At 34.8% G+C, this 18,442-nt stretch carries 17 protein-coding genes; 13 read left to right on the forward strand and 4 right to left on the reverse strand.

From position 1 onward, the window contains the following. The first annotated feature begins 116 nt into the window (after positions 1-116). The gene (locus JOD96_RS22000; protein ID WP_209566386.1) at positions 117-848 is read left to right on the forward strand and encodes a hypothetical protein; all 732 of its coding nucleotides are present in this window, start codon (positions 117-119) and stop codon (positions 846-848) included. A 195-nt stretch (positions 849-1,043) separates the two neighbouring features. Here the strand turns inward: JOD96_RS22000 and rsmG are convergent, their stop codons facing one another. After that, positions 1,044-1,673: a 16S rRNA (guanine(527)-N(7))-methyltransferase RsmG gene (gene rsmG, locus JOD96_RS22005; RefSeq protein WP_209566387.1), complete on the reverse strand. Its 630-nt coding sequence runs from the start codon at positions 1,671-1,673 to the stop codon at positions 1,044-1,046. A 107-nt stretch (positions 1,674-1,780) separates the two neighbouring features. On the opposite strand from rsmG, the gene JOD96_RS22010 reads away from it, so the two are divergent. Both JOD96_RS22010 and JOD96_RS22015 read left to right on the forward strand, forming a co-directional pair. Beyond that, positions 1,781-2,878 carry a fatty acid desaturase family protein gene (locus JOD96_RS22010; RefSeq protein ID WP_209566388.1) on the forward strand — a complete coding sequence of 366 codons (1,098 nt, stop codon included), beginning with the start codon at positions 1,781-1,783 and terminating at the stop codon, positions 2,876-2,878. A 75-nt stretch (positions 2,879-2,953) separates the two neighbouring features. Further along, entirely contained in the window at positions 2,954-4,144 is a 1,191-nt protein-coding gene (locus JOD96_RS22015) for a pyridoxal phosphate-dependent aminotransferase (protein WP_209566389.1), read from the forward strand. Positions 4,145-4,199: 55 nt separating this feature from the next. Here the strand turns inward: JOD96_RS22015 and JOD96_RS22020 are convergent, their stop codons facing one another. Next, complete coding sequence (locus tag JOD96_RS22020) at positions 4,200-5,258, reverse strand: serine hydrolase domain-containing protein (RefSeq protein WP_209566390.1); 1,059 nt, start codon at positions 5,256-5,258, stop codon at positions 4,200-4,202. Between the two features lie 362 nt (positions 5,259-5,620). On the opposite strand from JOD96_RS22020, the gene JOD96_RS22025 reads away from it, so the two are divergent. The 6 genes from JOD96_RS22025 to JOD96_RS22050 all read left to right on the forward strand — a co-directional run bounded on the left by JOD96_RS22025 (position 5,621) and on the right by JOD96_RS22050 (position 11,038). Next, the gene (locus tag JOD96_RS22025) at positions 5,621-6,076 is read left to right on the forward strand and encodes a ferritin-like domain-containing protein (RefSeq protein WP_209566391.1); all 456 of its coding nucleotides are present in this window, start codon (positions 5,621-5,623) and stop codon (positions 6,074-6,076) included. A gap of 129 nt (positions 6,077-6,205) precedes the next feature. Next, positions 6,206-6,784: an autotransporter outer membrane beta-barrel domain-containing protein gene (locus tag JOD96_RS22030; protein ID WP_209566392.1), complete on the forward strand. Its 579-nt coding sequence runs from the start codon at positions 6,206-6,208 to the stop codon at positions 6,782-6,784. Between the two features lie 135 nt (positions 6,785-6,919). Continuing rightward, complete coding sequence (locus JOD96_RS22035; RefSeq protein WP_209566393.1) at positions 6,920-8,794, forward strand: peptidase U32 family protein; 1,875 nt, start codon at positions 6,920-6,922, stop codon at positions 8,792-8,794. Positions 8,795-8,979: 185 nt separating this feature from the next. Next, the gene (gene purT, locus JOD96_RS22040) at positions 8,980-10,140 is read left to right on the forward strand and encodes a formate-dependent phosphoribosylglycinamide formyltransferase (protein WP_209566394.1); all 1,161 of its coding nucleotides are present in this window, start codon (positions 8,980-8,982) and stop codon (positions 10,138-10,140) included. Between the two features lie 2 nt (positions 10,141-10,142). Continuing rightward, positions 10,143-10,463: a DUF6370 family protein gene (locus JOD96_RS22045; protein ID WP_209566395.1), complete on the forward strand. Its 321-nt coding sequence runs from the start codon at positions 10,143-10,145 to the stop codon at positions 10,461-10,463. Further along, positions 10,463-11,038, forward strand: coding sequence for a Crp/Fnr family transcriptional regulator (locus JOD96_RS22050; protein ID WP_209566396.1), 576 nt, complete (start codon positions 10,463-10,465; stop codon positions 11,036-11,038). Before JOD96_RS22045 ends, JOD96_RS22050 begins: the two co-directional genes overlap by 1 nt. 246 nt (positions 11,039-11,284) lie before the next feature. Here JOD96_RS22050 and aceA read toward each other — a convergent pair whose 3' ends face one another. Together aceA and aceB are read right to left on the reverse strand one after the other, a co-directional pair. Beyond that, positions 11,285-12,565, reverse strand: a complete 1,281-nt coding sequence (aceA, locus tag JOD96_RS22055) for an isocitrate lyase (RefSeq protein ID WP_209566397.1) — start codon at positions 12,563-12,565, stop codon at positions 11,285-11,287. Positions 12,566-12,751: 186 nt separating this feature from the next. Next, positions 12,752-14,353: a malate synthase A gene (gene aceB / locus JOD96_RS22060; protein WP_209566398.1), complete on the reverse strand. Its 1,602-nt coding sequence runs from the start codon at positions 14,351-14,353 to the stop codon at positions 12,752-12,754. A 206-nt stretch (positions 14,354-14,559) separates the two neighbouring features. On the opposite strand from aceB, the gene JOD96_RS22065 reads away from it, so the two are divergent. The 4 genes from JOD96_RS22065 to JOD96_RS22080 all read left to right on the forward strand — a co-directional run bounded on the left by JOD96_RS22065 (position 14,560) and on the right by JOD96_RS22080 (position 18,438). Then, positions 14,560-16,041, forward strand: a complete 1,482-nt coding sequence (locus tag JOD96_RS22065) for a helix-turn-helix domain-containing protein (protein ID WP_209566399.1) — start codon at positions 14,560-14,562, stop codon at positions 16,039-16,041. 7 nt (positions 16,042-16,048) lie between these two features. After that, positions 16,049-16,408 (forward strand): hypothetical protein, encoded by a 360-nt coding sequence (locus JOD96_RS22070; protein ID WP_209566400.1) that lies wholly within the window; start codon positions 16,049-16,051, stop codon positions 16,406-16,408. Positions 16,409-16,841: 433 nt separating this feature from the next. Further along, positions 16,842-17,558 (forward strand): pirin family protein, encoded by a 717-nt coding sequence (locus JOD96_RS22075; protein WP_209566401.1) that lies wholly within the window; start codon positions 16,842-16,844, stop codon positions 17,556-17,558. Positions 17,559-17,904: 346 nt separating this feature from the next. Further along, a complete protein-coding gene (locus JOD96_RS22080) occupies positions 17,905-18,438 on the forward strand; it encodes a YceI family protein (protein WP_209566402.1) in 534 nt (177 codons plus the stop codon). The last annotated feature ends 4 nt before the right edge of the window (positions 18,439-18,442 follow it).

Raw genomic sequence — 18,442 nt, forward strand, 5'->3', positions numbered from 1 at the left:
AAACCTATTCTGTCATTTTTAAAACTTTTCGTAGTATATCATTCGTTGTTCTTACTTCTAAATTTGCCTCATGAAAAATGAATAAAATTTGATCAATTAATATACTAAAAGACAAAATGAAAAATTTAAAAAGAACACCCGCAATTATTGTTGAATCTAAAAGCCTGGGACATAAAATTGATTTTAAATGGTCTGCAAAAAAAATGGACAGCCTTCTGGATCCACTGGAAGGAAATGAAGAGCTTGATAAAATATTAAATAATATTAGCCACAAAGCCTCAATTGGTCTTACAGCATCTTTACTCGAATGGGTATATTGGCGTTTTAAAGGTTATTCTGAAATAACTGATGATATTAAAAATCGTATTGAAGCACTTTGGTGCTCAGTCGAAAATCCGGAAAATACAAATCCTTTAGTTTTTGACTCTGAATTAAATGCTCCTGCGACAGGTTTTATAAATGGTCCTATATGGCTGGCGCTAATGAATGTAAGAATGATTGATACGCTTTATAAAAAAGGCTCTCCACTATTACAAAGCGAATTAGTTGGATTAGTATTAATTGCCAGACATGTTACTCCAAAGAGAAAAACTTTTGACAAATGGTTTGAAAATATTATTAAGAAGCTTCAGGAGCAATTTCCAAATCAAAATCAGGAAATTAACTATTCTGAAGAAACAGTATATGATTCCTCTTCTGAAGAAAAAATTTGTCATGAATTTTTCTTTAATCCAGATTTTCAGCATACCGAAAAATCTTCAAGTTTTGCCTTAACACAATTCATTTCAAATATCGATTATACAACTAATTCGTATTGCAATAAAATGAAAAAATTAGTAAATGCATAAATTTTAAATATAAAACTATTGACACGGATTATTTTTTAAGGGGTTAAATAAATTCATCCGTCAGAAACCACAAGTAATACTTGTGGTTTTTTATTTCAAAATCGGGATTTTTGAAAAACCCTTTCTCAAAAAAAATCCGGGTCTTAGACAGACCCGGATTTTTTATTCTTACACTTAAATCCCTGACACAAAAACTTAAGCTTTAAATTTCAAGGGTAAATGCACAACTTTCTTAGTTTCAAAAAACTCATCTTCAAAAATTGAAGACAAATCATATAAAGTTGCATTTGGAAAATCTTTTAACTCTTCTGTCAGGTCACCGCCTTTTAGATAAAGAATTCCATTTTTTAAAATATGTTTATGCTGTTTTTTTATTTTATCCTTAATCCAGGAAACAAAATCCGGCATATTGGTCACGGCACGGCTTACAATAAAATCGAAATCGCCTTTTACCAATTCAGCACGTTTTTGTTCGGCCTTTACATTTTTTAATTCTAAAGCATCTACAACGCCCTGAACTACTTTTATTTTCTTTGCAATAACATCTATCAGATAAAAACGTGTTTCTGGAAAAAGAATGGCCAACGGAATTCCTGGGAAACCTCCACCTGTTCCAACATCTAAAACTGTTGCTCCGGGTTCAAATTTCATGATTTTTGCAATTCCAAGTGAATGCAAAATATGTTTTGTATATAAGGCATCAATATCTTTTCTCGAAATGACGTTGATTTTTTCATTCCAATCATGATATAAAAAGTCTAACTTTTGAAATTGTTCTATTTGAATGTCGGTCAAATCAGGAAAATATTTCAATATCTCATCCATTGTAGTAAATTTTTAACAAAAGTACTACATTACGATTGAAATATTTAACTCAATTTTGCAAATTGAAAATTTATAATAATTACCTTTGAAAACTATTTAAATTAATTATGAATAACACCGCACCAACATTTGCAAGGCAAGATAATCTAAAGTTTTTCAGAACACTTAACTCTCGGGTAAACAATTACTTTAAGGAAAATAATTTACAGAAAACCGGAAATTGGAAACTGCATTTAAAAACCGTTATTCTTTTTGCCGTTTTTTTGACACCTTATTTTTTAATCCTTACTCTTGAAATGCCTTTTTGGGTAATGTTACTATTATCGATAGTAATGGGAATCGGAATGGCCGGAGTTGGAATGAATGTAATGCACGATGGAAACCATGGTTCTTACTCTGATAAAGGCTGGATTAACAAATTAATGGGGGGTACAATTTATGTTCTGGCAGGAAATGTTTACAACTGGCAGGTACAGCATAATGTATTACACCATACTTATACTAATATTCCCGGACATGATGAAGATCTTGATGCAGGAAGAATTATCCGTTTTACAAAACATGCAGAATGGCATAGTTTTCACCGTTTTCAACATTATTATTCGGTTTTTCTATACGGTTTGCTGACATTTAACTGGGCTATCACTACCGATTTTAAACAAATGCGTAATTATCTTAAGAGAAAATTATCTTACGGAGAACAAAAAAGCCCAAAAATCCTTTGGACAACCTTAATCATTACAAAAATCATTTATGCCGCAATCTGGATTGTTTTACCAATTGTTATTGGAATTACATGGTGGAAAGTATTGCTTGGGTTTTTTGTAATGCATTATACAACAGGTCTAATTTTAAGTATTGTATTTCAATTAGCGCATGTTGTGGATCATACTACAAATCCGGAGCCAAATGAATTAGGCGAAATGGACAATACGTGGGCCATTCACCAATTGTTTACTACAACTAATTTTGCTCCAAAAAATGCAATTGTAAATTGGTACACTGGCGGGTTAAACCATCAGATAGAACACCATATTTTCCCAAATATCAGCCACATTCATTATGGTAAAATTGCAAAAATCGTAAAAGAAACTGCAAAGGAGTGCAACTTACCTTATTATGAATACAAAACAATGCGTAGTGCTATTATTGCTCACTTTAAGCATTTGCGTGAACTTGGTATGAAACCTGAATTATCTGTTTAAACTAACAAAAAATCTATTAATAATTAACCTTCCTTAATTAGGCGCAGCAAATTAAGGACATTCAAAATTTTTATAATGAATCATATTCTTTCGGACAGAATCAACAACCTTGCGACTTCGCAAACATTAGCAATGGCCGCTTTGGCACGCGAATTAAAAGCACAAGGAAAAGACATTATCAGTTTAAGTTTAGGTGAGCCAGACTTCAATACACCAGATTTTATAAAAGAAGCCGCAAAAAAAGCAATAGACGAAAATTACAGCACATATTCTCCGGTAGACGGATACCAGGAATTAAAAGAAGCTATCTGCAGAAAATTCAAAAGAGATAACGGATTAGAGTACAAACCAACTCAGATCGTAGTATCTACAGGAGCAAAACAATCTTTATACAACATTGCACAAGTAATGTTAAATGATGGTGACGAGGTAATTTTACCAGCACCTTACTGGGTTTCTTATTTTGAAATCGTAAAACTTTCCGGCGGAGTTCCTGTTGAAGTTCCAACTTCTGTAGAAACAGATTTCAAAATTACACCAGAACAATTGGAAGCTGCTATCACACCAAAAACAAAAATGATGTGGTTCTCTTCTCCTTGTAATCCTTCTGGTTCTGTTTACAGCAGAGAAGAATTGACAGCACTTGCCAAAGTATTAGAAAAACACCCAAATATATATGTAGTTGCCGATGAAATTTATGAGCACATCAATTTCTCAGGAACTTTCTGCAGTATCGGTTCTATACCGGGAATGTTAGAAAAAACAATTACTGTAAACGGAGTTGCAAAAGCATTTGCCATGACAGGATACAGAATTGGTTATATAGGAGCGCCTGAATTCATCGCAAAAGCGTGTACAAAAATTCAGGGACAAGTAACATCAGGCGCAAATTCTGTGGCGCAACGCGCTACAATTACTGCAGTAGATGCTGATCCAAGTGTATTAAACGAAATGGTTCAGGCATTCCATGGCCGTAGAGACTTAGTTGTTGGATTATTAAAAGAAATCCCGGGAGTTAAAATCAACGTTCCTGAAGGTGCATTTTATGTATTCCCAGACGTTTCGTCTTTCTTCGGAAAAACATTAAAAGGAACTGAAATTAAAGATGCAAACGATGTTTCGATGTATCTTTTAGCAGAAGCAAATGTTGCAACTGTAACAGGAGACGCTTTCGGAAACCCGAATTGTATTCGTTTCTCTTACGCAACAAGTAACGACATATTAAAAGAAGCTTTACGCAGAATCAAAGAAGCTTTGGCTGTGTAAGATCTATATTAATTCTACAAAAAGGGTGCTTTAAAAGCACCCTTTTTTATTACCATTATTGCAATACTAAAGCAGCAATATCTCTCGTAAGCGCAGTTGGCGAATTACAATCGCAATTGCTCAATCCTATTACATAAACCTGTTCATTTGGTTCATAAACTCCCATTGATTTAAAACCGAAAATACTGCCTCCGTGCTCACGCACCAATTTTCCGTTTAAATCTTTTATATGCCAGCCATATCCATAATCAATTTTACTTCCATCGTTTAACGTATGATTTGTAAACACTTTTTCGGCAATTTTCGAACTAATTAATTTATTCGAATCAATTGCATTTTGCCACTTTAGCATATCATCTACATTAGATATAATGGAACCTGAAGCATATGGTATCGAAAAACTAATATAATTTGCATTCACAAGTCCGTCCTTGTTACGATAACCGGAAACCCTATTTTTTATTATTTTATCATGACTTGCATAGTAACTGTTGTTCATTCCGATTTTTTCGAAAATATGCTCCCGTATAAAATCTTCATAAGTCTGACCAGACACAATTTCAAGAATATATCCTAAAACAACATATCCGGAATTACAATACTTAAACTGTTCTCCGGGTTTAAAATCTATAGGCTCATTTTTAAAAAAATCAACTAATTCTTTTGGAGACAAATCCTCTCTGGCAATATTTTTTATAGCTTTCATACTCGTAAAATCTTTAATTCCAGAAGTATGTGTCAATAAATGATGTATCGTAATAACATTTCCGTTGGTTAGATAGTCCGGAATAAATTTCGTGATATCATCATTCAGCTTAATCTTGCCTTGTTCTACCAGCATTAGGATTGAAATAGCCGTGAATTGTTTGGTCATAGATCCAATTTCAAAAACAAACTCAGGCTGCATTTTAATATTCATTTCTAAATTTGCCTTTCCAACAGCTTTCCTGTAAACCACTTTTCCTTTTTTAGACACTAAAAAAACTGCTCCCGGGCCGTCTGCTTTAAATTTCTCATTTACCAGCTTATCTACTTTAGATTCTAAATTTTGACTAAAAGCAGCCGAATAGAATATTAGAAAAAATACCATGTACACTTTAAAAATTGATTTCATTTTTACTATAATTAATGATTGATTTACTTTTGACGACATCATGATCAGCTAGGTTACAAAAACAAATTACACTTAAATATTTTGGGCGTGTCCCTCCGGGTCGGGCTATTCGCTGCAAGTCCTCGCACTTCCTTCGTCAGGCTGTGGGCTTTCCGCGGCTATCCCTTACGCCAAACAGTAATAACCAATTTCGTTTTAAAAAATAAAATTATCGGCCTAATCTGCTAAATCTGCGTGAGAAGTAAATTTTCCTTTCAAAATTCCCATTCCACAATCTTATAAACACACATTGTAATTCTATAAGAATTAAGGCGTTATAAAATCCCAACTTTGTATTATACATTAATTTAAAAATTAAAGTCATGATACATACAGATGAAACCACAAAAGAAGCAGTTAAAACTTTAGAAGGATTAATTTCAATTCTTGAAGACGGAAAACTAGGATATACAAATGCTGCAGAACATGTAGAAAATTCGGCAATGAAAAGTGATTTTCTTGATTATGCGCGAGAAAGAGCCTTATTTATTGTAGAATTACAAGACGAAATCAACAAATTAGGAAAATCAACAGATACATCTGGTGGCGGACCACTTGGAGCGCTGCACAGAACCTGGATCGATATTAAATCTTCTTTTACAGGTGGAGATACAGAAGCGATTATTAATGCTTGTGTTACCGGAGAAGAAGCAGCCATCGAAAAATACAAAATGGCTTTGGAAGAAAACCATCTTGATTACAGTCAGGTTTCAGTTGTTTCAAAACAATTGAACAGTATTCAAAATACCTTATCACAAATTAAAATGAGAGTGAATTAATAGAATTTAAACTTTTTCATTTTTAGAAAAAACTACTTAGTTGCCTCAACAGCTAAGTAGTTTTTTTGTTTTTGCTAAAATGAAAATAAAATCCTACATTCGCCGCTGTCATTAAAAAAGTCAAACTTTATGAAATTAACTTTACACTGCATTTTTATCAGTATCGCTCTTATTTCCTTATTTCCAAATTTAACAAATGCGCAAACAGAAGGCAATTTTATAAAAGCCTCAATAGGTTTTGGATCAAGCACTTCAAATTACGAAGAAGAAAATCCGGAAATTATAGATGGTTTTGGTTTTTATGCAGAAGGAGAATATGTAATGGGTGTAACCAAATGGTTTAGTATAAGACCATATGCCGGAGTAATTTTAACATCATCCGATGATGATAAGTTAAAGAATCCTCAAGGTTACAAAGTTGAAACAAAAGCCTTTTTTCTGGGAGGAAAAGTTCGGCTTTGTGCTCCAATACCTTGGGTTGCTCCGTTTATAGAAGCTGGTATAGGTACATCTTTAGGCTCTTTTGAAACTTACACAGAAGTTATTAATGTAAAAAAGAATGGAGCGCAATTTCATATCCCTATAGGTCTTGGACTTGCTGTTGGACGTAAAAACAATATCGAAATTGGTATCTCTTTTTACGCACATCCATCTGCAGAACAATCTTTCGGAGGATTCACAGCGGGATATTCATTTCCTTTAGATTAAAAATATCATTATCATCATTCCATATTAAGTTAACAATTTCAAAAAAAATCACTTCAGTATTAGCAAACCCGAATTATTTATAAGAACTTTGCACACTTTTTTCCGTGAATACCACAAAAGCCTAAAGTTCTAAAAATGAAGAAGAAAATTGAAATATTAGCTCCTGCTAAAGATTTAATTGGAGGAATGGCCGCCATAAACAGTGGTGCCGATGCCGTTTATATTGGTGCACCGCAATTTGGTGCACGTTCTAATGCCAACAATTCTATTGAAGATGTTGCCGCTTTGGTACAATATGCGCATTTATTTAATGCTCAGGTTTTTGTTGTTATGAATACCATTTTGTATGATAACGAACTAGAAACGTGTCGTCAAATGATCTGGGAATTATACGAAATTGGTGTTGATGCCCTGATTATTCAGGATATGGCGATTATGGAAATGGAGCTTCCTCCGATCGTACTTCACGCCAGTACACAAGCCAATAACCGTGATGCCGACAAAATCAAATTCCTTAAAGATGCCGGAATTAAACGTGTGGTTTTAGCCCGCGAATTAAACCTGCATCAAATTAAACAAATCTACGACCATGCTGATGTTGAATTAGAATTTTTCGTTACAGGAGCTTTATGTGTTTCTTTTAGCGGAAATTGTTATATGAGTGTGGCCAACGGAGAACGCAGCGCCAATCGTGGTTCTTGTGCTCAAAACTGCCGTTTACCTTATAACTTAATCGACGGAAACGGAGAGACTTTAATCAAAAACAGTCACTTGCTTTCAATCAAAGATTTAGATATTTCAGATCAGATCCCAAATCTGATTGAAGCCGGAATTGTCTCTTTTAAAATCGAAGGACGATTGAAAGATGTTGTGTATGTAAAAAATAACGTTTCGTACTTACGTCAAAAACTGGACAGCTTTTTAGAAGGTGAAGGAAGCGACAAATACATGAAAGCTTCATCTGGAACTTGTACCTATACTTTTGATTCGTCTTTAAACAGAACTTTCAACCGCGGCTATACCGACTATTTTGTAAACGAGAGACACAGTTCGATTGGTTCCTGGGAAAGCCCAAAATCAAAAGGGCAATATATTGGTAAATTAATCAGAACTGTTGGAAACGCTTACGAAATCGAAAACGGTGAATTATTAAACAACGGTGACGGACTTTGCTTCATTAACGAAAATAACGAAGCCGACGGAATCTACGTAAACAAAGCCGAAAATGGCAAAATTTACCCTAACGTTTTAAAAGAAGTAAAAGACGGAACTTTTATTTACAGAAATAACGACGCTGCTTTTATAAAAATTGTAGAAAGAGAAGATAGTGCGGTTCGAAAAATCAGCACGACTTTATTGCTTACAGAAAATGAAAGTGGTTTTGAGTTAATCGCAACTGATGAAGACGGAAATATAAGCATCGTAAATTTAGAACACGCAAAAGAGCAGACCAAAACCGGAGAATCAATCGAAGAAAACATCAAAACACAATTGGCAAAAACAGGCTTCACACCTTATACTGCTAATGAAATCAATATTATGTTTTCTCAAAACTGGTTCCTTCCTATTTCAAAAATCAACGAAATGCGAAGAACGGTTTACGATCAGTTAACCGAAATTCGTTTGAAAAACTACAAACGCGAAGAACACCAATTGGTAAAAACGTCACACCCATATCCTGAAACCAAATTGGATTTCATGTACAATGTTTCGAACAAAATCGCTCGTAAGTTCTACGAACGTCACGGTGTTACCGAAATAGAAAAAGCATTCGAATTACAATGGGATCCGGGAAAATCTCGTGTAATGACAACCAAATATTGCATCAAATACGAATTGAAAAAATGTCCGATACACCAAAAAGATATTGTAGGTGTCAAGGTAAAGGAACCTTTGGTTTTAAAACAAGGCGAACTCGAATACAAACTAAAATTCAACTGTAAACCTTGTGAAATGGAAATTTGGGAAAAAGACGCCGAATTCGAAATTGAAGAAGATCATTTTCATTAAAAAAGTTTAACCGCAAAGTTCGCAAAGAGATTACGCAAGGTTCGCAAAGATTATTAAATCTTTGCGAACCTTTTTGCTTTTACTTCAAAATAAAGCTTTGCGTTCTACGCGTAATTCTTTGCGAACTTTGCGGTTAAAAACATTTTTCGCTACTTTTACTACTCCATTATTTACAACACTCCAAAATGAAAATACTACTCCTCGGTTCAGGCGAATTAGGCAAAGAATTTGCCATTGCCGCACAGCGAATCGGACAAACCATAATTGCTGTTGACAGTTACGAAAATGCCCCGGCAATGCAAGTTGCTCATGGTTTTGAAGTGATCAATATGCTCGATGGCGAAGCTCTAGACCGAATCGTAGCCAAACACAAACCTGATTTTATTGTTCCCGAAATAGAAGCTATTCGCACCGAACGTTTTTACGATTACGAAAAACAGGGAATCACTGTTGTTCCTTCGGCGAAAGCAGCCAATTTTACTATGAATCGTAAAGCTATTCGTGATTTAGCTTCAAAAGAATTAGGTTTAAAAACAGCTAAATATCAATATGCAACTTCGGCAGAGAAATTACAAAAAGCCGTTCAGGAAGTTGGAATTCCGTGTGTGGTAAAACCTTTAATGTCTTCTTCAGGAAAAGGGCAATCTACTATAAAAACAGAAAGCGATATCGAAAAAGCGTGGCAATATGCCGTTGCCGGTTCCCGTGGCGATGTTATCGAAGTAATTGTAGAAGCCTTTGTTGATTTCCATTCAGAAATTACGCTATTAACCATTACGCAGAATAATAACCCAACTTTATTTTGTGCGCCAATTGGCCACAGACAAGAACGTGGCGATTATCAGGAAAGCTGGCAACCGGCCTTAGTTTCAGAAAAAGATTTGTACGAAGCGCAGGACATGGCTGAAAAAATCACGGAAGCTCTTGGCGGCGCAGGACTCTTTGGTGTTGAATTTTTCTTAACCAGCGAAGGCGTTTATTTTTCTGAATTATCTCCACGCCCACACGATACCGGAATGGTAACTTTGGCAGGAACTCAAAATTTCAATGAATTCGAATTGCATTTAAGAGCGATTTTAAGCCTTCCGATTTTTGAAATTACTTTAGAAAAAGCCGGGGCAAGTGCTGTAATTTTAGCATCCGAAGATTCAACAAATCCAACATTTACAGGAATTGAAAAAGTGGCCTCCTTACCAAAAACCGATTTCAGGATTTTTGGCAAACCAACTTCAAGGCCGTATCGCCGAATGGGTGTTGTCTTAAGTCATGATGTTTTATCAACTCCAATCGAAAAAGTAATAGAACGCGCCAAAGAAACGGCAAAATTAATAACTGTAAATTCTTAAGTATGAAAAACATATTATTAGCAACATTCCTTTTTATTGGAATTGCAGTGCAGGCTCAAAACACCAAAAAATTTGATAAACCCACAATCGTTGAAGCTTCCTGCGGAGAATGCCAATTCGGAATGAAAGGTAAAAGCTGTGATTTGGCTGTTCGCATCGACGGAAAAAGCTATTTTGTTGACGGGACAACCATTCACGATCACGGAGACGCTCACTCATATAAAGGTTTTTGCAACGCTATCAGAAAAGCTTCTGTAACGGGAGAAATTGTTGGTAATAGATTTAAAGCAACTTCATTCACCTTAATAGAGGACACAAAATAATGGCTTTAATTCTTGAAAATATTGCTAAACATGTTTCTTTGACACCAGAAGAACAGGCGCTTTTTTTATCTAAGCTAGAAACGAATACTTACAAAGCCAAAACAATTTTATTAAATGCCGGCGAAGTCTGCAAACACACATACTTTGTAAACTCTGGAATTTTAAGAAGTTTCAATATCAATGATAATATTGTGGAACATGTTTTATCCTTTGCCTGCGAAGGCTGGTGGATGAGCGATATGTACAGTTACTTTTCACAAAAACCAGGACAGCTTTTTATTGAAGTTCTGGAAGAAGCCGAAGTGGTTTCTTTATCCAAAGAAGACCATGAACAGTTGTATCTTGAGATCCCAAAACTGGAACGTTTTTTTAGAATTTTAATTGAGAATTCATTAGTTGCTAATCAGCAAAGGTTAATGGACAACTTAAGCTTGCCGGCAGAAGAAAGATTTGAGAAATTCTGTGCCAAATACGGAACACTAGTCCATAAAGTTCCTCAAAAACAAATTGCTTCTTTCATTGGTGTAACGCCTGAATTTTTCAGCAAAATGAAAGCAAGGCTTTTAAAGGGTTAATAATATTTTACCATTAAGATATTAAGAAAATTAAGTAGCCTGCTGAATATGTAAATGAAGAACTTTTACAATCAATTAATTATCAACTTTTTTCAAGAAGTGAAACTATTTATAAAATCATTAAGCTTTTAAGTTCATTAAGAGCAAAGCTTAATCTTCTTACTTAAGACAAAAACTTAATTCTCTTAATATCTTAATGGTAAAAAAATAAAAACCAGTCCAAAATGAACTGGTTTTTATTTTGAATTAAAATTGCTCAACCTCCGTAGAATGTTTCATTGCTGTTATTGTTGATTTTCCAATCATTACGGTATTTTGAACCGCATCAAAGTAAGAAGTTCCCACAAAAGCCTGATGTTTTACCGCTCTGAATCCGTTTTTCTGTAAAGCAAATTCACGTTCCTGCAGTTCAGAATACCCCGCCATTCCGCGTTCTTTATATGCTTTAGACAATTCGAACATACTCGTATTCAAAGCATGGAAACCCGCCAAAGTAATGAACTGGAATTTATACCCCATAGCCGCTAAATCTTCTCTAAAGGTTTCCATTTCGGCAACAGAAAGTTTAGCTGCCCAATTGAATGATGGTGAACAATTGTATGCCAGCATTTTATCCGGAAATTCTTTTTTCATCGCCGTTGCAAACTTTCTTGCATAATCTAAATCCGGATTACTGGTTTCCATCCAAATTAAATCTGCATACGGTGCGTAACTCAAACCTCTTGCAATTCCCTGATCGATTCCGTTTTTTACGTAAAAGAAACCTTCTGCAGTTTTTTCGCCGGTTAAAAATTTTCTGTCTCTTGGGTCGGCATCGCTGGTTAATAAATTGGCAGCATCGGCATCTGTCCTGGCAACTATTAAAGTTGAAACTCCCATAACATCCGCAGCCAAACGAGCGGCAATCAATTTATTAATTGCCTCTTGTGTTGGAACCAAAACCTTCCCTCCTAAATGTCCGCATTTTTTGGCAGAACTTAACTGATCTTCAAAATGAACTCCTGATGCTCCGGCTTCAATCATTGACTTCATTAGTTCAAAAGCATTTAGATTTCCTCCAAAACCCGCTTCGGCATCAGCCACAATAGGTACCAAATAATCTTTTTTATCTTCAACTTCATTTACGGTTTGAATTTGATCTGCGCGTAATAAAGCATTATTTATTTTTTTAACTACCATTGGCACACTATTTACCGGATAAAGCGATTGATCAGGATACATTTCACCTGCCAGATTTGCATCGGCCGCAACTTGCCAGCCACTCAAATAAATCGCTTCTAAACCAGCATCGACTTCCTGAATCGCCTGATTTCCTGTCAATGCGCCCAAACCGGCAACATAATCCTGACTTTTTAACTTTCTCCATAATTTTTGCGCTCCCATTTTGGCAATAGAATGCTCAATTTGATACGAACCCTGAAGCGTCACTACTTCACTTGCTGTATAAGGACGCTCAACACCTTTCCATCTCGGGTTAGTAATCCAATCGTTAATCAATTCCTGAATTCTGTCTTCTGTTGTTTTCATAAATAATATAGTTAAGTTGGTTAGTAAGTAAAGTTTGCAGTCGCAGTTTTAAGTTTGATCTGCGAATATTTTTTGTTTTCATTTTATCTGCCTGATCTGCAAAATCTGCGAGAAAAATTTTTAGCTCGCAGATTACGCAGATTGAGCAGATTTTATTTAGAATTATATTCTATGCGTCAAAAAAGATCATAGGTATTTATAGCAAGGAATAGTCAAAAAGTCAACAAAGTCAGTATTAACTACCAATCTTTCCAATACTTTTTCTGCTAAAGGGAATTGATGTTTTTCGTAGTTCTCCTCCCCTAATTCCGATTTTATTTTTTGGTATTCGTCTAAAGCCAGTTCATGATAATAAGCCAAATCTAATTTTCGTCCATTATCTAAAACCACTTTATTCTGAAGCCATTGCCACAATTGCGATCTTGAAATTTCGGCCGTTGCAGCATCTTCCATCAAATTATGCAACGCCGCAGCGCCCTGTCCGTTAAGCCATGAAGCGAGATACAAAACACCTACATTTATATTCTTGCGAACACCGTTTTCTGTAATGATTCCGATTGGTGGTTCAATCAGATCTTCTTCAGTGATTTTTCGGTGTTCTCTTTTAATATGAATTTGATTGGGAGTTGGCATTCCTTTATCAAAAACTTCTTTTGCCAGTAAAACCAAATCCGGATGCGCTACCCAGGTTCCGTCATGGCCGTTTCGAACTTCGCGCTCTTTATCGGTTTTTACTTTCGCAAAAGCGATTGTATTCGCTTCTTCATTATTTTTAATCGGAATTTGTGCTGCCATTCCGCCAATCGCATGAATCCCTCTTTTATGGCATCTCTGAATTACCAAATTTGAATAGGCATTCATAAAAGGCGAAGTCATGTTTACCTGATCCCGATCGGGAACAATAAATTTTGGATTCTTTCTAAACTTTTTGATATAAGAAAAAATGTAATCCCAACGACCGCAATTCAATCCAACAATATGTTCTTTCAATTCGTAGATAATTTCATCAAGCTGAAAACTTGCTGTTATCGTTTCAATTAAAACCGTCACTTTTATCGTTCCGCGTTCTAATTTCAAATAATCTTCGGTAAAATCAATTACATTATTCCACCAACGCGCTTCCAGATAATGTTCTAATTTCGGAATATAGAAATACGGCCCGGAATTGTTTTTTAATAATTGTTTGTGATTATGAAAAACATACAATCCAAAATCTACCAAAGAACCAGACACTTCTTTTCCGTCAATTAAAAGATTTTTTTCAGGTAAATGCAATCCTCTTGGACGAACAATTAATGTTGCAGTCCTTTCATTCAATTGATACGATTTGTTTTTAGCCAAATCTGTATATGAAATTGTTTTGTTAACAGCGTCAATCAAATTCATTTGTCCTTCCATCAAGTTTTTCCAGGTTGGAGACGTACTGTCTTCGAAATCGGCCATAAACGTTTTGGCTCCCGAATTCAATGCGTTGATAATCATTTTTCTATCAACTGGTCCGGTAATCTCCACTCTCCTATCTAATAGGTCCTTTGGGATTTCTCCAGCGGTCCAATTACTTTCTCTGACGGTTTTGGTTCCTGAAGGAAAAGATGGCATGACGCCCTGATCAAAAGTTACTTGCTTTTCGTCGCGTTGCAACAGCAGTAATTTTCGCTGTGATTCGAATTTTCGATGCAAATCAGTTACAAAAGCAATTGCTTCTTCTGTCCAAATGTTTGGATAAGAAAGGTTCTTTTCGGCTAAAAATTCCATTGCCGTCTCGGTAATCTCTAATTGGTTTTTCATAGCTGTGGATTTATTTTCATTAGAATAATTTTCTCGTTATATCAACTTATATCTATTTTCAGGATAATTACAATCATAACATTTTGATTTATAATAATTTCTACACCACAATATTAGAAAAAAGTTTTTTACAAAACAAGCGAACGTTCGCTAAATATTAAAAATAATTTTTTGGCGAGTATTTTTTAAATAGCTATATTTGAATTATGGATATTGAAAAAGACTACATAAAGCTGATATTTGGGCTAAAACTGAAGCAGGTTCGAACTCAAAAAAATCTTTCCCTTTTTGGTTTAGCCAAATTGACTAATCTCTCAAAATCGTATTTAAACGAAATTGAAAAGGGAAAAAAATATCCAAAAACAGATAAAATCTTACTGCTTTGCAAACATTTGGATGTTTCTTACGACCAAATGATTTCCTTAAAACTCGATAATAACCTCGCTCCGATTGGCGAAATATTAAAATCCGGAATTTTGAAAGAGATTCCGCTTGACCTTTTTGGCATTCAGGAAGCCGATTTAATCGATATTATTGCCAATGCTCCTGCGAAAGTCAATGCCTTTATCAGTACGATTATTGAAATTGCACAGCATTATAACCTAAGCCGTGAAAGTTTCTTTCTGGCCGCATTGCGATCGTATCAGGAAGCTCACAGTAATTATTTTGAAGATCTGGAAGATAAAGTAATTGAGTTTTCGAAGTCCTTTCAGATTAATCTGGATTCTAAAATCGGCATTGAAGAATTAGAAGCCATTTTAAAAGAAGAATACGAATACACAATAAAGGAAATCGCTTTTACCGATCAGGAAGCTTTGGGCGATTTGCGTTCGATTTATGTTCCGAAAAGCAAAACGTTATTGCTTTCAACAGAGCTCGATGCGCCTCAGAGAGCTTTTATTTTAGCTAAAGAAATAGCTTATAATTACTTGAAAATATCAGATCGTCTATTGACTTTCAGCTGGATCAAATTTGAAAATTTCGACCAGGTTTTGCATAATTTTTACGCTTCTTATTTTGCCGGTGCATTATTATTGCCGAGACAATTGGTTCTGGGCAAAATCAATGATTTTTTAAACAATGAAAAACCAAATCCGGAAGAATTTGTTGCCTTAATAGAAAGCTTTGAAGTTTCGCCGGAATCTTTTTATCAGAGATTAACCAATTTATTGCCCAAAGATTTTCATCTGAAAAACTTATTCTTTTTAAGAATGTCCCATAAATTTGGTTCTGATGTTTATCAGATCAAAAAAGAATTACATATTACCAATCAGCAGGAACCGCACGCTAACGAAACCAACGAGCATTATTGCAGAAGATGGGTTTCGGTAAAAACCATAGACGAGGCCATCAGACAAAATAAACCTCATTTTTTTGATGCTCAAATTTCGAGTTACGTTCATAGCGGCAATGAATATCTGGTTTTTTCATCGGCCACAAAAGATCCTTTTTTGCATGATACCATTCGAAGTATTTCTGTCGGAATTTTAATTAACCCGGCCATGAAAAAGAAATTTAAATTCATTGAAGGAAAACCGCTTGTAAAAAGAATTGTTGGAGTTACATGTGAAACTTGCGATGTAAAGAATTGTCTTGAAAGAGCTGCACCGCCAATTGCTTTAGAACAGAAAAAACGTCATGAGAATACAGATTTAGTTGTGCAGCAGTTTATTAATCAATATAGTTAGAAATGTTATGAAATATTTTACCTTAATAATAATTCTGGTTTGTGTTAATTTAGAACAGAAAACAGATAAGCTTAATGGCCGCTACAATTATTTGATAGAAGAGAACAATTCTTATATCCAAAAAGATAAAATCACTTTTAATGATAGTGTTTTTGTTTTTGATAACAAGTATGTGCCAAAAGGAAAAATTTCTTATGGCAATGTAATACTATTGGATAATTTTATAAATACTGATTTAATTATAAGCATTTCGAAAGATCAAATCAAAAAAGATACTATTCCATTTTACATGCATGATAAGAAAAGTTCTTCTGCGAATTATCTTGACGAAGTAGTTGGAAAAGGAAGATTAATCAAAATAAAATAATACAAACTGTATTATACTTTGCAATCTTGTCATCCTGAGGAACGAAGGATCACATAAGTAATTCGACAAAGATTGGAAAATTACTGTGAGGAGTTTCTTGTGTGATCCTTCGTTCCTCAGGATGACAAACTGGAACCTTCTATCTTGTATGGTTTACATCGATACAACTTTTAAAAACAAAAACTTCTCATTTAGCCCTGATAGAAGGCGGTATCCTTTTGTGGTCCCGAGGCTTCGGGAGCCACAAAAGATATAGCGGATAGCAGGACGGGATATCTTTTGAAACAGAAAATTTCTGCTCCTAAAAAACCTTAGAACCTCAGCATCTTAGAACCTCAGAACCTTAGAAAAAACCTTTCTTAATCTACATTAAGTGCTTTTCCCTGACCTTGATGGTATCTTTGTACTATAAAAATAACAAAACATATAAATCATGGAAAATATAGTATTGCACAAAGCAGAAACAAGAGGAAATGCAAATCACGGATGGCTTAATGCTTATCATAGTTTTAGTTTTGCAAGCTGGTACAACCCTGAAAGAATTCAGTTTGGAGCACTTCGTGTTTTGAACGATGACACGATTGCGGGCGGTATGGGTTTTGGAACACATCCTCACGATAATATGGAAATTATTACCATTCCGTTAGAAGGCGATTTAGCGCATAAAGACAGCATGGGGAACACTGAAATCATCAAAAATGGCGATATTCAGGTTATGAGTGCGGGAACCGGAGTTCAACATAGTGAGTTTAACCCGAATGCAGATCAGCAAACTAAATTGCTGCAAATTTGGTTGTTTCCTAACAAAAGAAATGTAGAGCCACGTTATCAGCAAATTACTTTGAATGTTGCGGACAGACGTAATAAATTAGCTCAAATTTTGTCTCCAAATGCAGATGATGAGGGTGTTTGGATTCACCAGGATGCCTGGTTTAATATGGGGAATTTTGATGCCGGGATTGCAACAGAATATAAAATTAAAAAAGAAGGAAACGGAGTTTACGCTTTCATTTTAAAAGGAAATGTAACGATCAACGGTCAGGAATTAAATTCTCGTGATGCGGTTGGAATTTCAGGAACTGATATTTTAAATATAAAAGCAAATACGGATGCGGAATTGTTATTGATGGACATTCCGATGAATTATTAATTCATACAACACAAGTAATACTTTTCCCGATAAACGTTAATAAATCTGAATTTCAGATTGTTAACGTTTATTTTTTTTAGTAATTTTAAGTGTAGAGACCTAACAGGTTTTGAAAACCTGTTAGGTTTTACGAACTGCAAAAGATATTTGTTACATAAAGCTTTTTTTGCTACAGATAAAGGATTATTTGGATTTTTTCTTTTTTGGATTAATAATCAGTGGAAATCTTTTAATCTCTAAAACTTAACGCATTTTTATTTCTTAATCTAGGTTAAGTGGGTTTCGAATACTACGGGCTTAACTTTGTCCTATCAAAATGAAAATTAATTATTTAAAAATAAAAATTATGGCAACTACAAAATGGTCAATTGACCCAACTCACTCAGAAATTGGTTTTAAAGTTAAACACATGATGTTTACAAATGTTTCAGGAAAATTTGGAACTTACGATGCAACGATTACTACAGAAGGTACTGATTTCGAAAATGCAGCAATCGAATTCTCTGGCGATATTGCTTCTATAGACACTGCAAACGCCGACAGAGATGGTCACTTAAGAAGTGGCGATTTTTTTGATGCTGAGAATCATCCAAAATTAACTTTCAAGGGTTCGTCTTTCAAAAAAACAGGAGAAGGTGAATATGAATTAATCGGAGATTTAAATATTAAAGGTGTTTCAAAAGAAGTTAAACTTCCTGTAGAATTTAGCGGAATTATGACTGATCCTTGGGGAAATACAAAAGTAGGTTTAAGCATTGAAGGAAAAATTAATCGTAAAGATTGGGGTTTAAACTGGAACTCTGCTCTTGAAACCGGTGGTGTTTTAGTTGGAGAAGAAGTAAAATTAAACATTGAATTACAATTTGTAAAACAAGCTTAATACT

The organism is Flavobacterium sp. 1355 (assembly GCF_017833415.1).
In the GTDB taxonomy this organism is placed as follows: Bacteria; Bacteroidota; Bacteroidia; order Flavobacteriales; family Flavobacteriaceae; genus Flavobacterium.

Excerpts from the sequence above, each read along its gene's own strand:
- purT (WP_209566394.1), top strand. The coding sequence starts at position 8,980 with ATGAAAATACTACTCCTCGGTTCAGGCGAATTAGGCAAAGAATTTGCC.
- JOD96_RS22000 (WP_209566386.1), top strand. The coding sequence starts at position 117 with ATGAAAAATTTAAAAAGAACACCCGCAATTATTGTTGAATCTAAAAGC.
- JOD96_RS22030 (WP_209566392.1), top strand. The coding sequence starts at position 6,206 with ATGAAATTAACTTTACACTGCATTTTTATCAGTATCGCTCTTATTTCC.
- JOD96_RS22035 (WP_209566393.1), top strand. The coding sequence starts at position 6,920 with ATGAAGAAGAAAATTGAAATATTAGCTCCTGCTAAAGATTTAATTGGA.
- JOD96_RS22020 (WP_209566390.1), bottom strand. The coding sequence starts at position 5,258 with ATGAAATCAATTTTTAAAGTGTACATGGTATTTTTTCTAATATTCTAT.
- JOD96_RS22025 (WP_209566391.1), top strand. The coding sequence starts at position 5,621 with ATGATACATACAGATGAAACCACAAAAGAAGCAGTTAAAACTTTAGAA.
- aceB (WP_209566398.1), bottom strand. The coding sequence starts at position 14,353 with ATGAAAAACCAATTAGAGATTACCGAGACGGCAATGGAATTTTTAGCC.
- rsmG (WP_209566387.1), bottom strand. The coding sequence starts at position 1,673 with ATGGATGAGATATTGAAATATTTTCCTGATTTGACCGACATTCAAATA.
- JOD96_RS22015 (WP_209566389.1), top strand. The coding sequence starts at position 2,954 with ATGAATCATATTCTTTCGGACAGAATCAACAACCTTGCGACTTCGCAA.
- JOD96_RS22045 (WP_209566395.1), top strand. The coding sequence starts at position 10,143 with ATGAAAAACATATTATTAGCAACATTCCTTTTTATTGGAATTGCAGTG.
- JOD96_RS22050 (WP_209566396.1), top strand. The coding sequence starts at position 10,463 with ATGGCTTTAATTCTTGAAAATATTGCTAAACATGTTTCTTTGACACCA.
- JOD96_RS22075 (WP_209566401.1), top strand. The coding sequence starts at position 16,842 with ATGGAAAATATAGTATTGCACAAAGCAGAAACAAGAGGAAATGCAAAT.
- JOD96_RS22010 (WP_209566388.1), top strand. The coding sequence starts at position 1,781 with ATGAATAACACCGCACCAACATTTGCAAGGCAAGATAATCTAAAGTTT.
- JOD96_RS22070 (WP_209566400.1), top strand. The coding sequence starts at position 16,049 with ATGAAATATTTTACCTTAATAATAATTCTGGTTTGTGTTAATTTAGAA.
- JOD96_RS22080 (WP_209566402.1), top strand. The coding sequence starts at position 17,905 with ATGGCAACTACAAAATGGTCAATTGACCCAACTCACTCAGAAATTGGT.
- JOD96_RS22065 (WP_209566399.1), top strand. The coding sequence starts at position 14,560 with ATGGATATTGAAAAAGACTACATAAAGCTGATATTTGGGCTAAAACTG.
- aceA (WP_209566397.1), bottom strand. The coding sequence starts at position 12,565 with ATGAAAACAACAGAAGACAGAATTCAGGAATTGATTAACGATTGGATT.